General features: G+C 35.4%; 14 protein-coding genes. 2 read left to right on the top strand and 12 right to left on the bottom strand.

Going from position 1 to position 15,471, the window contains the following annotated elements; all coding sequences use genetic code 11:
• Positions 1-20: 20 nt before the first annotated feature.
• The 3 genes from ACFELV_RS03345 to ACFELV_RS03335 all read right to left on the bottom strand — a co-directional run bounded on the left by ACFELV_RS03345 (position 21) and on the right by ACFELV_RS03335 (position 4,001).
• Positions 21-1,022 (bottom strand): hypothetical protein, encoded by a 1,002-nt coding sequence (locus ACFELV_RS03345; protein ID WP_375326740.1) that lies wholly within the window; start codon positions 1,020-1,022, stop codon positions 21-23.
• A gap of 24 nt (positions 1,023-1,046) precedes the next feature.
• Positions 1,047-2,090: a palindromic element RPE2 domain-containing protein gene (locus ACFELV_RS03340; RefSeq protein ID WP_375326739.1), complete on the bottom strand. Its 1,044-nt coding sequence runs from the start codon at positions 2,088-2,090 to the stop codon at positions 1,047-1,049.
• Between the two features lie 147 nt (positions 2,091-2,237).
• Positions 2,238-4,001, bottom strand: a complete 1,764-nt coding sequence (locus ACFELV_RS03335; RefSeq protein WP_375326738.1) for a hypothetical protein — start codon at positions 3,999-4,001, stop codon at positions 2,238-2,240.
• 409 nt (positions 4,002-4,410) lie between these two features.
• Here ACFELV_RS03335 and ACFELV_RS03330 point away from each other — a divergent pair, with 409 nt between their 5' ends.
• Positions 4,411-4,596 (top strand): hypothetical protein, encoded by a 186-nt coding sequence (locus ACFELV_RS03330; RefSeq protein WP_375326737.1) that lies wholly within the window; start codon positions 4,411-4,413, stop codon positions 4,594-4,596.
• A gap of 17 nt (positions 4,597-4,613) precedes the next feature.
• On the opposite strand, the gene ACFELV_RS03325 is transcribed toward ACFELV_RS03330, so the two are convergent.
• The 3 genes from ACFELV_RS03325 to ACFELV_RS03315 all read right to left on the bottom strand — a co-directional run bounded on the left by ACFELV_RS03325 (position 4,614) and on the right by ACFELV_RS03315 (position 8,738).
• The gene (locus ACFELV_RS03325) at positions 4,614-5,417 is read right to left on the bottom strand and encodes a hypothetical protein (RefSeq protein WP_375326736.1); all 804 of its coding nucleotides are present in this window, start codon (positions 5,415-5,417) and stop codon (positions 4,614-4,616) included.
• A gap of 397 nt (positions 5,418-5,814) precedes the next feature.
• The gene (locus tag ACFELV_RS03320; protein ID WP_375326735.1) at positions 5,815-8,232 is read right to left on the bottom strand and encodes a hypothetical protein; all 2,418 of its coding nucleotides are present in this window, start codon (positions 8,230-8,232) and stop codon (positions 5,815-5,817) included.
• Between the two features lie 365 nt (positions 8,233-8,597).
• Positions 8,598-8,738 (bottom strand): hypothetical protein, encoded by a 141-nt coding sequence (locus tag ACFELV_RS03315; protein WP_375326734.1) that lies wholly within the window; start codon positions 8,736-8,738, stop codon positions 8,598-8,600.
• A 63-nt stretch (positions 8,739-8,801) separates the two neighbouring features.
• Here ACFELV_RS03315 and ACFELV_RS03310 point away from each other — a divergent pair, with 63 nt between their 5' ends.
• On the top strand, positions 8,802-10,781 hold the full coding sequence (locus tag ACFELV_RS03310; protein WP_375326733.1) for a hypothetical protein: 1,980 nt from the start codon (positions 8,802-8,804) through the stop codon (positions 10,779-10,781).
• Between the two features lie 164 nt (positions 10,782-10,945).
• On the opposite strand, the gene ccmE is transcribed toward ACFELV_RS03310, so the two are convergent.
• From ccmE to holA, 6 genes are all read right to left on the bottom strand, one after another.
• The gene (ccmE, locus tag ACFELV_RS03305) at positions 10,946-11,347 is read right to left on the bottom strand and encodes a cytochrome c maturation protein CcmE (protein ID WP_375326732.1); all 402 of its coding nucleotides are present in this window, start codon (positions 11,345-11,347) and stop codon (positions 10,946-10,948) included.
• A gap of 228 nt (positions 11,348-11,575) precedes the next feature.
• Positions 11,576-12,214, bottom strand: a complete 639-nt coding sequence (locus ACFELV_RS03300) for a hypothetical protein (RefSeq protein WP_375326731.1) — start codon at positions 12,212-12,214, stop codon at positions 11,576-11,578.
• A complete protein-coding gene (locus ACFELV_RS03295) occupies positions 12,186-12,602 on the bottom strand; it encodes a hypothetical protein (protein ID WP_375326730.1) in 417 nt (138 codons plus the stop codon). The genes ACFELV_RS03300 and ACFELV_RS03295 overlap by 29 nt, the downstream gene beginning before the upstream one ends.
• Before the next feature lie 48 nt (positions 12,603-12,650).
• Positions 12,651-13,262, bottom strand: a complete 612-nt coding sequence (locus tag ACFELV_RS03290) for an SCO family protein (RefSeq protein ID WP_375327499.1) — start codon at positions 13,260-13,262, stop codon at positions 12,651-12,653.
• A 36-nt stretch (positions 13,263-13,298) separates the two neighbouring features.
• Positions 13,299-14,303, bottom strand: coding sequence for a porphobilinogen synthase (gene hemB / locus ACFELV_RS03285; protein ID WP_375326729.1), 1,005 nt, complete (start codon positions 14,301-14,303; stop codon positions 13,299-13,301).
• Between the two features lie 174 nt (positions 14,304-14,477).
• The gene (gene holA, locus ACFELV_RS03280; RefSeq protein WP_375326728.1) at positions 14,478-15,458 is read right to left on the bottom strand and encodes a DNA polymerase III subunit delta; all 981 of its coding nucleotides are present in this window, start codon (positions 15,456-15,458) and stop codon (positions 14,478-14,480) included.
• Positions 15,459-15,471: the final 13 nt, after the last annotated feature.

Here is a 15,471-nt window from a genome sequence, read left to right as displayed (position 1 = left end):
CTAATCTATAAGTCTGTCAATTATAAAGACGTGACTAGTTCATAGGAGACTTCTATATCGCTACTATCTATTCCTAACATCGTCAATTCTTCGAGCTGATTTAGGGCAGTAGAAGTATTAGCTTGCCTGCTTGAAAATTCTGCTGGAACTGTCGCAGGAGAGATACAAGTTAACTCACTAGAGGAGTGGGGTAATTTAGCTTCTACTTTCGAGCGAGCAGCTACTATACTATTGTCAACCGTTGCTGCTAATGCTCTTGCGACTCCTGCTAACTCTTCAGCAACATTATACGACTTATTAATCCTACCTTCAGCTAATAGCATATTTTCTTCATTATTAATATTTTCTTGTGCTATATTCTCCTGTTCCTCGGAAACATGTTTAAAACAGAATAGCTTTTTCATTTTCGCTATACCCGTAATCACCGTAATCAAGGCAGGAGGCACCGCTATTACTAGTCCTAGTATAACTGACCTTAAATCAGGGTGGAGGCTATCCCAACCTGTAGGTGGTGGTGTGTCTATATTGTCTTGAGGAGTCTTTAATTTGGTTATCATAATATCTTGAATCAGCTTATTAACTTCCCTGGTAATTTGCTCCTCACTAACATTCGACATTTGTTTATTGAGCTGAATCATAGACTGGCGATACCCAGGGCTTATTTCTTTACCAGCGCCTGCTAATTCCTCACTTTTTATAATATAAGGCATAATATTTTTTAACTGATGATAATAGGCAGAAGAGGCATCATTATTTAATAAGATTGCAGTAATATTAGTGCCTGATGTTGCACACTGCTTAGCCAGGTTAAATTTTTCCTTATTAATAACAGCATAGCCCCGAGCATTCACGTTGAATACCCCCGAACTACTGCCATTTTCATCACCACCTAGGCATGTACCTATCACATCATTCTTATCAATATCCCCTTTTGTGCTACTAATTCGTATATACTGCAATTTAAACCACTTACTGAGTAAATCAATATCACTTAAGCTCTTAGTCAATTTAATATCATTCATAGAAATTTCTCCATTATCTACAGCTCATTGTGCTAGCTTTTTCGGCTTATAAGAACTAAAAGTTATGATACTATCATCAGCATCCTTCAGAATAGTAATCTTCACGTCATCTTTAATATTCTCTATACACTTTTTTACCACCGCTGCCATACTTTTATCCACACGAAACATTAAAGAACCAGTTGGATTATCTGCTAATAATTTCATTAATTGAGCACGCACTTCAGTATTTTGAAGAGGACGGTTCTGTTGAAGCAGATTTAACAGTTTTAGCATATCTCTTTCAAAATGGTCCACACTATACCCTCCTCCTTCGCCGCCTATTGTCTCTACTGCTGTAGTATTTGCTTTCACAAAACGTTTTACATTATTTTGCTGCTTTGTAAACTCTTGAGCCCTACCTTCTGAATCGTCATCCAATACAAAATAATCAACATCCTCCGCGCGCGCCGCCCCGCCTACTGTCTCTTCTTGTATATTATAGTCAATTGATGAGAAGTTGGTGACGTCGTTACTCGTCGCTCGCCTATTATCTATAGGCTTCGCTCCATCGCGCCTAGCACCAAATTCTCCTGAATTGACTATATTTGCTTCCACAAAACCTGTACCATCATTTTGCTGCTCTATAAACCCAGTCACCCTACCTTCTGAACCGTCAGCTAACACAAAATTTTTAATGTTAGCTAATCGATTAGCAATTAATTCTGTCCAGCTTTTCATTATACATTCAGGAATTTTAACAAGTGTTTCCTGTACTTGCAGACAAAACACTTTGATCATTTTACTACAGTAAATCTTTTCTCTAGAGGCAATCATTTGTACCGCAGGACAGGTCTTATTGAAAATAGTGTTCTCAAAATCCTCCATTGTTAAAATATCATTATACCTTTCATGATCCTCCAATTCTTTAAGATCAGTATAATTTATCATACTTACCTCACAATAATGAGTAACTTGGGTATGAGTATAAGAATATTTAGTAATAAGCTGATGATAATGCTCTTGCTCATTACCCATACCTTGCTCTCTGCCATAAAAGGCATTAGCGTACCTAGCGAAGAAGCTCATAAGTAAGAACAATGGTTTTTTATATTCATCTTAACCTCCTATTTTGTTATGTTGATTTATAGTAACTTCAATTAAGATAGAGGACTAGCGCAGAGGAGAGCAGCCAAACAGTCATTAGGAAGAGCCAGAAACGGCTTTACAGCTAGTTCAGATTAATTCACTATAATTACTACTCCCCCCAGCTATAGGGGTTGCTCTTTCGTCGTCTAGAAACACAAGACTATTTTGCTCTCCTACATAGGATATTGGTGTTTCCTTTGGGAGAATACCTACCATTATTTTACTAGAGGATATTAAAGGATCGCTCTCTCTTGCGGTAGGGCATTCCACTGGCTGAACAGGATTAATATTGTCTAAAACTATTAGTACATTATCCCTTGCTTCTAGGCTAGGTTGTATATTTGGTAGGCTTGTTTCCTGTAGGTTATTGTCATTGTTATTCTCCCCTACCCTGTCATCGCCTTGGCATGTCTTAACAATTTTAATCCATATTATTGGTCCTTTTTTTATTCCCAACCAACACACTCCTAGTAAAGAAATAATTCCTAAAATTGTACCTATAATAGTGTGAACCAAATTCAATGATTCTTTCCATTCGCCACTATTTTCTTTATCACTATTATCCTTTACCTCATTAGATTTATCCAAAGGAGCGAGCATATTACTTAATAACGTTTGCCGGAGCTTAGTCACTCTCTCTTCATTTGCTTCCTCACTGTCATTATGCATCAGTTTCATTGCTTGAGCTGAAATATTCAGAGCTTTAGGACTAAGAATAGAATTATTTGCTTCTTCCACATCGTGCTCTACCAGAAATTTTACCTTAATGTCTAACTTTAATTGACCCTTCTTGCCAACATGGGCGCCCATCAAAAGCACAGTAACTGACATCCGGTGTGGAATAATACAATTATGAGCAGTTTTAATACCTTCTGGCGATGCAGTACTATACCCCTGACTACCTAAATTATTAAATGTCATTTCGTTATTTGTTAAACCTTTAAGACACTGGCCTATAATATTATTCGCTTCCATATTCTCGTCCACACTATTAATTTTAATATAAATGGGCTTAAATGTTTTGGAAAGTAAGGTATTTAGGGGACCAATTTGTTGCTGAAATATTGCATTATGGATATAAACATCTCCCTCAGTTGTAATACATTCCGCGAGCTTAAGATGACCTTTACGGTCATGTGATATAAACACCGTAATATCTGGCTGCTTTCGCATCGTTACTTCCTGCCTTAGGTGATGATGAGCGAAACAATTAATCACCTCTACCTCGCTTGCCCGCGGCACACGTAATACCATGCTTGCTATTGAAACAGTATGATCTATTAATTTTTTAAAACTATTTCGTGCCTCGTTATCAATGACTATTTCTCTTGATGACCTTATTGGAGGTGGAGAGGAAAAATTTAGGGTATTACCTAACAATCCAAGGTTTTCTACTGGATTATGATTTAAAGAATTTTCTTCTTTAAACAACCATTCGGGCAGCACTGGATCATCATGCAATTCACTGCTAGAGACCCTAATAAATTGATTAACCGCATCAATTATACAATTGGTCATGGGATAGACAGTATGAGAAATAAAAGTACATATTGCTTGAGTGAGATTAGTACATTGAGGCCTTACTTCAGCATAAATACTTTTGCTCATACAGTTTTTAGCAAACATAATATCGTATTGATCAAGGGGCAGTGCTTCTTTTAGAAACGGTAATTGCTGAGAATAGTCATAAATTTCAATTAAATTAGGTGTCACCAACTCGCTCTTATAATATTTAGTAACACCTACATAATTATTATCATCCGAAGAAAAGCCAGTGATAAAATGGCATGAATTACCAGCTGCTCGCAGAAGCAATATAGTAGGTTTAACGATTAATTTGTATAAATTCATAATAACCTCCCAATTTTATTATTTAATCTAATTTCTAGGTTGTGTTGACAAAATTTTTCAGGTCCTTTCTTGGCAGATTTGTCCTGCAAATATAGGCAAATTTTTTGACATAGCTGGACTATTTAGTTGCAAAATTCACCTATATTTTCGGTAAAAATCTGCTCAAAAAGTCTACTAAAAAATTTTGTCAACACAACCTCGACAGGAAGGAACAAAGCCTAGTAAGTTTACTGAGGAAGAGAAGATCAACTCTAGCACCCTGCACATCAATTCACTATAATCTGTGATATAATATAAGAGCTAATACTTTTAATGGGATAATAAGTATCTAATACAACTTAAAGGTACTATTCTTTAATAATGAAGTCAAACTATTTTAATTATTAAATACTTATTAAATAGATAATGTTTGAAAATTTATATTAGACTTCTTTTAGAACTCGCTTCTGGTAGGGAATTTGAAGAAGACTCGGAGCGTAGGGCCGCAGCGTACGGCAGTAGTAGTGAGGCCTTGAGCCTAGATTCACTGTCCAAATTACCATCGCCAGTAGAGTTTCGAAAGAAGTCTATTGAATATGAAAAGAACAAATTATAGGCATCCTATAAAATTGTTTAAGGAATCGAGATGGCAAAACTAGCAACTTCCCATGAGTTTTCCGTGCCTAGTAACGAAGAAGAGAAAGAAAAATTATCTATTTCCTCATCTATCTGAGGGTTGACAACTTCTATATTACTATTAATACTTAGTGATCTTCTAGCAGAGGGTATACTACCAGAGGCGATGTTGCCCTGAAATAACTCTCTTACTGCTCCTACATTCCCACAATAACCTATTAGTTGTGTTTCTTGTGTAGAGTAGGAAGGACCGCCATCCTCTAATATCTCTGGGCTATGAGCATTCACTATATTACACTCCTTAACTGAATATTTATTATATAATGTTTTGAGCACAATACCCCCAAGGACAACGCTACCAATAATACTTCCTGCCATAATACTTATCTCTAGCCCCGAATAGCCATAAGGAGATTGGTCCTGAATACTTCGCCTATCAGTACTATCACCAATTAAGACATCTTGGTCTAAATTCTTATTTAAACAATTTCGATAAAGTGGGCTTAAAATATTATCTTCAATAAGGCTAGTTATATTAGCAGTATAAGACGAACTGGAGTAGTAATTTGGATAAATATAATTATTCACAACATAAGATATTGTATCAGTAATCCAACTGGTCCACTCCGGTGAACAGTGATCTTGATACTCAATGTGATTATTTAACCAGGAAGATTTCAGGCTATAAACTCTATTATCATCATCTTCAAGATTTTCACAAGTAAGGGTAGTCACTAATCCACTTTTTAATGAAATTATTAGCTTATTGTATAAAGGTTCAGTAACATTATTACAGGTCATTTTAATAGGTTCCTTTACTAAGTCACAATTTTTTTTCCATATCAAGTGAGATGACTTAAAAAGGTTATAAATACTATTTTCTAACTTAGCGCTACACAGATAACTGAAATATTTATTAACATCTGAGTTATATATAATAGTCAGGATTTTGGATACAACAGAGGGTGCCATATTATTGATTATTTATTATTTAAAAATTAATTTAACATTTTTAACGTAATTTTTAAATTTAGCAAGGTTTTTTTATAATATATCTTAACACTTAAATTCAATAGAACCAATTCTGAGTCAGAATAGTGATGCTGATCCAGAATTGGTTAGTAAAATAATAGACTTCTTTTAGAGCTCGCTTTAAGTCAGGAATTTAAAGGAGATGAGGCACACAAAACTAAAGGATTTAATCGCTATCTACACCTAACAGCGGTTGCATATTAGCTGCGGGAGTCAGAGAAGCAATATATTGATGTCCAGAATGGATTGGAGCATAGAGCAATGGATGATTTATTGGCTCATACTGATTCTCACTCAATGTTGAAGAAGACACTAGCATAGAGTCTTGTAATTCTATATCAGATGATAAAAGAGATTTGCTAGCTTTCTCTAACAAGGATGCTGGTATCTTTGGCTTAGGGGGAACAGTAGGCCGAGCCTTCGCTTGCTCGGGAATATGATTATACTCCACCTTAATGATTGGATATTGATCAAGAGATGGGTTAGTGGAACTACCAAACTTAGGATTTGAAATTTCGGGCTTAGGGATTGCTTGCTCTAGATCTGCTGGGCTTTTCTTGTGTGCAAGAAAGTATTTTTTATATAACAATATGCCGGCTATTGCTCCTAGCGTTGTAACTGTTAAGCCCCCTGTAATACCTACTATTCGCAGCACAATACTAGCAGTATCTGTATCATTGCCACCCAGCTCCGGTTGATTAGCGGATGGTCCTGAATAGGTAGGTATAGTACTACTACAACCAAGCGGTATATGTTTAGTAGCAATCTGAATATTTACTTTATCCTGCTCCGTTTCCTTTATCACCCACTCCGCCCATCCGTCAGTACACTGAAAGAGCACGCCAGGCTTATTATCTGTAAAGATAGTAACGTCAACATGTTTACCATCCTTATTATTATGATTAATTGATTGTGATTGGCGTTGACATTGTGCTCTAGCGTTATAATCCTTAGGGGCATTACAGTCTACAACTATACAATGTGCCTTAACAGTATCGCATTGCAATAGCAACGTATTTATATGGGATGAACTTGTAATAGGTGCAGTAGGATTATCAGAAGTTATTATATCACCTTGAGTACAAGCTTGGCGCATACTATCGATAATATATTGACTTGTACTTTGGATAGAATGGCAATCCGCAGCATTATTGATACTATCATGTATCGACTGTATATTGGTTAAAAGCCATGATGACCAAGAGGAAGGACAATTATATGTTGTGCTCTTACCTGTACTGTGAAACTCAGTAAAAGATGCACCTCCGGCAGGATGGTATGAGAGCTTGTAGGAGCCATCATATAATATAGTACTACTATCAGCTGGAACATAGTGGCTCAGCCAAGGGAACCCCCCGGTAATTGTATCATACATTTCTTTAGGATTAGCAATATCTTGCTCAGCTTGCGATATTAGCCAGGGGCTACAAGCAAAGATTTTATATTGGGATTTATTCGCATCGCATATAAAAACCAAAGGCGATTCTTCCACTGCATCTGAAGTTTTGCCATTATTATTTAACCATTGTTTAAACCGAGTTAAATCAAAGGCAGGTTTAAAATGTTGATTTATACATGCTTCTTCTGGTTGAGTGCGTATACAATCTAAAGTGTTCCTTATGGCAGCTGGTGATACTTCATACACTTGCTTTATTATAGCTGGCCCCATCTGATAACGCGCCCGAACATTTTCCAACACTTGATCTTTATTATAAAGTTGCAGGGCCTTATTACTCTTAAATAAATTAGAAGTTGAGTCGATATAATAAGGCTGAGAATTATCATAGTCTTCAATAAATACCGCTATCCCTTCACACAATAATGTTCTCATACCCTTACCATTCGTATTAAAAAATTGCAGCGAATGAGCTATCTCATGCCTAATGGTACTACCCTCATATTCTGTGGCACTGCCTATTACCGCCTCCATCTTACATCTCATAATTTTGGAGTTTGTGGGATCAATGCCCTGGGGATGGTATCGTCCTAACACATGTCCTTGAGGTTGATCCCATTTTTGCAGAGTACAGTGATATTCCATTTCGGAATGAAATATGCCAATTGTGCGGTCAAATACCTCAATAGCTTTGTCAATATCAGGCGTGACTTTTCTTATCTCATCTTGAGTAAAACCTTCAAACTTTATATTCATTTTTAAAACTGAGTGCGTTACTTTGTAAGTATAAAAGCTAGAAGGTGAAGGTGCCCCTGCTCGCATAGATGCTATCTTTTGCGCGGAATAATCTTCTCCTATTACTACACTATTTATGCCTTCCTCAAACAATCCTGGCTCAAAATATTTCTCTATATCTATTTTTGCTTCTGCCTTTTGAGTCCTGATAATATTCCACCATTCTGGTGTAGTATGCGCCGTTCCTTGCTTTAACTGACTACCCACTTCATCCAAATCCAGAAAAACAGGGTATGCCATATTTCCCTTGCCCAGCTGGATATTATCGGGTTCAGCTAGTCTCAAGCTATTGGTAGTGTTTTGACTTTCCGCATAAGCCCCCTTATTCCAGGCAAAGGCTAACTGCGAAAGATAAGATAAAGAGATAATAGATTTGATGTTAAATATCCGCATAAATAAGATTCCTAAATAATAAGTTAATAATGTTGATATACTCTTTTGTTACGACAAAGCTTACTCATTTAAAGAATTGTTAAACTAGTACCGTTAAGAACGGACTACAAATATTGTAATGTGAGACAAGATTGTTTTGTTAAGGTCATTTTGGTGATTTATATTTAAGGAAATGGTTAGTCAGCTATTCCAAAGTTCTAGCTTGTACTTATGAAATTTCTGTAAAGGACAACACATTTATAAAAATCCACGCACAAAGTCAAGTATTATTATTAATTTAAATTATTAATATGCATGTAATATTAACATATAGTGGTAAAAAAACTCAGTATCAAGTATAAAACTATTTGACTTATATATCAAAATCATGATAATGCACATAATGATATATTCGTTTCAAACGATTCTTCTATGGTAATATTATTTAGACCAATATAAGCTAAGGTATTACCTCCTAATTGCCCTAAAAGTAAAATTGCCAGCGTGCTGTTAATTATCTTATTCATTGATAATATTTAATATCTCAATTGCACTTACAAATTACTAATATTTTAAGGAGACATAAGAATATGAGCAAAAATTTTGCGCCCCTCAACAAAGCGATACTTGTTCAGGGAAATACATTGCCAAAAAAACAATTCAGTGGTAAACAATCCTCAAATCAATTAACCACGTTACAAAAGCAACAAAAAGCAGAACTTATCATTAGTGAAATGGAGCCAGAGCTACCTAATATTAAAAGTTTTATAGCTATCCAACTTTCAGGAATAGCCTATAAAAATAATGGGGTAATTTCCCTAAAGGACCAAGAATGTGCGCAAATGTGCTATACTTTATTAAATGCTGACCCTAAAAAGCAAAGTAGTAATAAAGATGTCAAAAGTATAACAAACACTATAAGCTCTCTAACTGCCACAATGGAACAAGCAAAAGTAAAATATAATATAAATCCAAAATATTTTAATAATTTTAAAAAGCAAATAGAACGTTTTGAAGCAGATATAAGAAGCCAACTATCCACTGATCAAGGGATAAAAGAAATGGTTGTAGGGACTTTAAAAACAAGATTACTTGAGCAAGTGCCCCTCCTGGATATTAAGAAGCAAGTTATTTGTACTGAAATTGCCCCCTATATCACAATTCCTGCTGACTTACAAATACCTATGCTACAAAAAGATTATCAAGCTTCCCCGGCAGTACAAAAATTAATTAATAGCATAGTGCTGGACAAGTTTGCAATCAAAATACCAGGGGGCCAGAATCAGTCTCAAAACTTTGGTATTTTTAATGCAGAAAAGTACCCAGATAAAGCTAGTAGAAGCGAGAGCAATAAAATAATCGCTAGCACTATCAATAACATTTTAGAGGCTAGGTCAATAGTTTTATCGGCAACTGCAAAATTAACTAAAGGTACAAAATTCAATAAAAAACAAAGTGAGCACCTGCAAAAACAAGTGGAGAAAATTACAAGTATTTTATGCCCCAAAATAGCTGAATTTAATGGGGAATATTTAGAGAATAATAAACTCCAAATTATAGACCAGCTCAGTAAAAAGCTGCAGGATAATAGCAGCCATTATATTAAAAATCGTTTTACCATTTCTACTAAAAAGTTAATTAACATCTCTGAACAATTAACTGAATACCATAGCCAGACAAATGAGATAAACCCTCAAGAACAAAATATAGAGATGCTTAGTACAGTTAGTAAAACCAACTCTACTGCCAGTGAGCTGCTCCACTCTCCTGATACAACTTTAGAATTACAAGATATAGCTCAGGACGAAATAGTGAGGGACGAAAACCAATCGCTCACAACACAACAACCTCCAGCTATAGCCGCACTACATGTTAGTAATAAAAAGTTATCAAGTGACGAAATAATACAATATTATACAGAACTACAAGCTATTGGTAAAAACACCCATGCTTTACAGAAATATTTTGATGATTATCTTCCTACAATCTGCTCAAAGGACAATCAACTAATGCTAATCAATAAGTGGTTAGAGATTGAAGAAGTGAGTCGAGAGAATATTAAATTAATATGGATAATGCGTGACACGAGAGAAAAGCTACAAAATACCTCTTCTCCTCTGCCCAAACACAAATGTCATAATATGAGTATAGAGACCGATAATTCTCAAAAAATTGTTGTACAACAAGCACCTTTATCTCCTAAGTCTGAACATTCAGATCTAACTAAGGATGCAAGTCCTATTATGCCTATAAACCCATTACCAGAAGTAGAAGTAGACTGCTCCTCAACCCACTCCAGCGTGACTACAGAAAAGACGCAGACAGAAGTAGTACAAAATAAGCAAACTACCAGTGCAGAATCTTGGTTTGCTAAAACGCCCTTAAGCTACCTCTCCTTCCTCGCCGATAAAGCGACTGGGTTTTTTAGTAGTTTATCATCTTTGGTACAGCAGGAGCTAGACCTCCCATCAACTTGCGAGAATAATCATTATTATTTAGAGGGAAACCCATCCTTACCCGACGATAATCTCTATCTACTAGGAACAGGTTTCCTAAAATATTTCTTATAACTAACCGCAATTTGTTATAATACCATTTTCCAAAACTAAATTAGCACTAGGAGTACGAGTGGTGGCTACCGCCGCGTACCTCTACTAGTACGTGAGGAGCAGAAGATCATGAAGTACGACGAACGTAGATGATTAGTTTTCGGAAATGCTATAAGAAAGTTATATTAATTGCTTATAGGAGGTGGTACTGGCGAATAATTTTCATCATGCTTAGTTAATAATTCCTTAGCAATAAACATATTATTTGCTAGTTTGCCTACCGCCACTATACCTTGCTTTTCACGAAATAAAGGAGGTAGCACTCCTTGATAAGATATTTTTAAATCTTTAATATTATCTGTAATAACAAAAATTATTTTATCAGGGGCATTTTTTTCTATTGATCCTGCCTTGACTATTCCCCCCACTCTAAATTCCTGACCCATTTTTGTTTCATTAATTTTTGAAGGAGGATAAAAAAATGTTATATTCTCTTCAAGATTATATAATATTATATATACTCCTAGGCTACTACATACTAAAAAACATAGTATAATTTTTAACCTATCTTTTACCCTTTTTTGCATTAGTAGATCTGATCTTATTATAATCTAACACACTTTTTATTAGCATAGTGGCAAGCAGCCCAAGAGCAAAGAGGTATGATACTATTATATGCTTTTCCATATTTCCTTAGTAAATTTAATTTCATCTGCTAATAGGATAATCACCCCAAACCGTTACTGTTGAAATCATGCAATACTGCGCATTATAGGTATAGTACTCCCTGCTATACACAACAGCCACTTTCATCTTTATCGCGCCGGACTGGGCCTACCACTATTATTCTGTGAAGTTGCTGGCGGAGTCGGAGCTGGAGAGACACGTCCTGTGGAAGTCACATCCGACGCCCCTGCTATCGAGCCCTGCCCTATCCTATTAATAGGTTTTATTGATGATCGGTATTGTACAGCTTCCTCGTAAGAAGGTAAGCCAGCTACACTCGATGCTATGTCATAAGAGGGCAGCAAATCCACTAAAGAAGCGTGTGCAGGACGATATTGAGAAGTACTGGGAACAGCGTCTTGAACAGGGGGTGGAGAACCATATTGAGAAGTGCTGGGAGTAGCTTCTTGGGAAGAATGCAAAGGACCGTCCAGCGAAACGAGCAGTAGATTTTGACAGATATGTTTTATCTGATAGCACCCCTCCTCTAATCTGTTGCTTCTCTCATCTCTATCCTTGGCGTGTCCTAGCTTATCCTTCATTTCTTTCAACGCCTTTGCTACCATTTTGAACTCTCGAGTTTCTATCTTACTCGCAAATAATAGGTCTACTTTACCGCAATCCCCAATACGCCCTACATACTCCTGAAAATCGTCAAATATGTTTTTCACATCTTCCTTACTTTCCCTTACCTTCCTGTCATCTATCCTTTCTCCAATATCTTTCAATTGTGCCCTTTAACCATATCTGTAGTTTTTGTTCTTTAATTCTTCCTTCTATAGCCTGATTCATGATCGCTAACTGTCCACTCATGTTTCCCCTACCCGGCGCTATTTGCTTAACAAAATTTTTCACATCAGAATATAAACCCAACCCGTTCACTGGGTACCATTTCATTGTTTGTTTTATACTCCAAACTGCACCCTTTGCGCCTTCTGTATCTACATCTCTGTTCAAAGCTAGGACAAATTGTTCCCTTAAACTCTGTAAAGTCTCTGCAGCCTCAGGATTATAGCATTGTTCATCTATATAGCATAGCTGAGTTTCGTTGTTAATACATTCTTTCCAACTTTCTATCACTTCATTTGTCTGACCTACTAATAATGGATTCACCATAAAACCCCTTTTTAGTTTATTAGGAATTAAATTCTTAATATTAGTTTACTACAATAGCCTAACATATTCTATAATTTCTTGAGAAGAAGAATTTAAATAAAAATGCTTTAAATATTTTCCTTCCGGACTCATCAGATAAAGAAAAGACGAATGATCCAGCATATAATCGTCTCCCTCTCCTGGTACTTTTGCATAATATACTTTAAATATATCTGCTGCTGCCTTGATTTGCTGCTCATCACCCGTTAAACCAATAAATTGCGGATTAAAATGAGCTAAATATTCCTTAAGGACGTGCGGAGTATCACGTTTAGGGTCGATAGTAATAAAAGCAAATTGAATATTAATTTGATATTTTTGTAAAGTGGTATAAACTTCAACTATCTTTTGTAAAGAGGTAGGACAAATATCAGGGCAATAAGTAAAACCGAAATAAATTAAGCTAAATTTACCTTTTAATTTATCACTATGAAATACCTTACCATTTTGATCTATTAACTCAAAATCGCCCCCTATCTGTACTTCATTTTTATGCATATCCCCTTCTCCGGCGATAGGCTTTTGGGGCACTTCACTAGTAAATAATAGATATAGGGAGGTTACAGTAATTAACAACCCTATTATTATCACTATTTTTATCATCATGCTTGAGCGCGGCAGGTCTTGCTTCATGTCATTACCACAAATTATTATTTTCTATTTTATAAGTGTCAGCTTAGGTCCTGTTGACAAAATTTTTGCTACTTCAAGGGCGGCATAAGTAAAAATTACACTAGCCCCAGCGCGTTTAAAACATATTAAGGACTCTATTAAAGCCGCATGCCAATTTAATGCCTTTGCTTCTGCAGCAAATTTTAGCATAGCATATTCACCACTTACCTGGTAAGCAAATATTGTAGTGTTAAAATTCATGGCTGCATCACGAATAATGTCTAAAAACATCATACCAGGTTTTATTATAATCATATCTGCTCCCTCAGCCAAATCATGTTCTATTTCTAACATAGCTTCTCTACTATTACGTATATCTAGCTGATAGGTCGCTTTATCTAGATAATTAATGTTATTATTATTTAAAGCATCTCTAAAAGGAGAATAAAAACTTGATGCATATTTAGCAGCATAAGCTAATATGTTAACATTATAAAACCCTTCAGCATCCAGCATCTGGCGTATTCCTATAATTCTACCATCCATCATATCGGAAGGAGCGACAATATCTGCTCCAGCTTGCGCTAGAATTAATGCTTGTTTACATAAAGCTTTTACTGTTTTATCATTATCTACATCCCCATTATATATAACTCCATCATGTCCATGCTTGGTGTAAGGATCCAATGCAACATCACATATTATCCCAATATCTATATTAGCATTTTTTATACTTCTGATAGTTCTACATATTAAATTATCTATATTATATGCTTCATCAGCATCATTATTCTTTAATTGTGGCTCAACGCAAGGAAAAAGAGCTATTGCCTTAATATTATTTTCATATGCCTCTTTAGCAGTTAAAATGACTTGATCAATTGATAATCTATATATTCCTGGCATTGATTCAATTTCTTGCCGTTGATTCTCTCCTTCTACTACAAATAAGGCTAATACTAAATCTTGTGCACTTAAAGTAGCTTCTGCAATCAATTCTCGAAGCCAGAATGATTTTCTATTACGTCTTAACCTTACGATGGGGTACATATAATATATCCTTTTATTACTAACAATATATTCTAAAAGCAAGCTATACCATTTCCCAAAACTAAATTAGCACTAGGAGTACGAGTGTCGGCTACCTCCGCATACAGACGTATACGTGAGGAGCAGCGATCATGAAGTACGACAAACGTAGATGATTAGTTTTCGCAAATGGTATTATAGATTGCATTGTTTATATACTTGATTATATATATCAAATCCTGCTGGGTTAAGCTTATAATCTACTTCCGCCTGCTGTAAACATTTTAAAATTCTGGTACATTCTACTATATCAATCTTGTTTATCACTTGTTTCAAACTTGGGATATTTTGATAAAAAATAGGAGGGGATAAGAACTTGATAGCCTCTTCTATATTCATTTTATCGGCGATTTTATTTAATAAAGTATATAAGGTGACATAATACCTTATTAGGGCTCTAATCATTAATACTTCATTAATATTTTGTTGCTTTAACTTTATAAATTCTTGCAAAAAAGCGGCCAGGTTATTTAACGCAAAGTAGATACATAAGGTATCGCCATTTCCTACCAAACCAGTGGTAATAACAGAGCGTGCATCCTCTAGGGTCACTTGCTCTTTCTCAATAGTAAAATATATTAATTTATCAATTTCATTCAATATGAGCTGATGATCTCCCGTTAATATTCCAGTTAAATATCTAACCGCCTCTTCTTCTATATTTTTACCTGCTTTAGCAAATTTTTGTAAAATGATTTTAGCAATTTTTTGTTCCCCATCATGATAACACGCTAAACAGGCTAAATGATTTTCTGTTTCAAAAAATTTCCTAATAGGAGCGTGAGCAGATAATTCATCAGCTATGAACACTACAAAATGTCCTAATTCACTCGTAAGAGCAAGCTTTACCAATTTATCGATAGATTCCCCAACAGATCTTACTTTAATTAATTGCTTTTGCATGAAAAAATTTTGGGTATTTGCTAATATCTTAAGGGAAGAGTTTTTAAGCTCTGAATATTCAATAGAAGTTTTAAGTAAATTAAATTTTTTAATCAACGTGTTAGTGATTTTGTCTATATAACCCTTATCCGGTCCATAAAGTAGTAGCGCTTTAATGTGTTGACTCTCAATTTGCTTAAATAGAGCAATAATTTGCAATAGATAAAACTTCATATTGATAATTTGA

This window comes from Candidatus Tisiphia endosymbiont of Nemotelus uliginosus, assembly GCF_964264835.1.
Taxonomy (GTDB): Bacteria; Pseudomonadota; Alphaproteobacteria; order Rickettsiales; family Rickettsiaceae; genus Tisiphia.
This window is presented reverse-complemented; position numbering and strand designations above follow the sequence as displayed.

Excerpts from the sequence above, each read along its gene's own strand:
- ACFELV_RS03345 (WP_375326740.1), bottom strand. The coding sequence starts at position 1,022 with ATGAATGATATTAAATTGACTAAGAGCTTAAGTGATATTGATTTACTC.
- ACFELV_RS03340 (WP_375326739.1), bottom strand. The coding sequence starts at position 2,090 with ATGAGCTTCTTCGCTAGGTACGCTAATGCCTTTTATGGCAGAGAGCAA.
- ACFELV_RS03335 (WP_375326738.1), bottom strand. The coding sequence starts at position 4,001 with ATGAATTTATACAAATTAATCGTTAAACCTACTATATTGCTTCTGCGA.
- ACFELV_RS03325 (WP_375326736.1), bottom strand. The coding sequence starts at position 5,417 with ATGACCTGTAATAATGTTACTGAACCTTTATACAATAAGCTAATAATT.
- ACFELV_RS03320 (WP_375326735.1), bottom strand. The coding sequence starts at position 8,232 with ATGCGGATATTTAACATCAAATCTATTATCTCTTTATCTTATCTTTCG.
- ACFELV_RS03315 (WP_375326734.1), bottom strand. The coding sequence starts at position 8,738 with ATGAATAAGATAATTAACAGCACGCTGGCAATTTTACTTTTAGGGCAA.
- ACFELV_RS03310 (WP_375326733.1), top strand. The coding sequence starts at position 8,802 with ATGAGCAAAAATTTTGCGCCCCTCAACAAAGCGATACTTGTTCAGGGA.
- ccmE (WP_375326732.1), bottom strand. The coding sequence starts at position 11,347 with ATGCAAAAAAGGGTAAAAGATAGGTTAAAAATTATACTATGTTTTTTA.
- ACFELV_RS03295 (WP_375326730.1), bottom strand. The coding sequence starts at position 12,602 with ATGGTGAATCCATTATTAGTAGGTCAGACAAATGAAGTGATAGAAAGT.
- hemB (WP_375326729.1), bottom strand. The coding sequence starts at position 14,303 with ATGTACCCCATCGTAAGGTTAAGACGTAATAGAAAATCATTCTGGCTT.
- holA (WP_375326728.1), bottom strand. The coding sequence starts at position 15,458 with ATGAAGTTTTATCTATTGCAAATTATTGCTCTATTTAAGCAAATTGAG.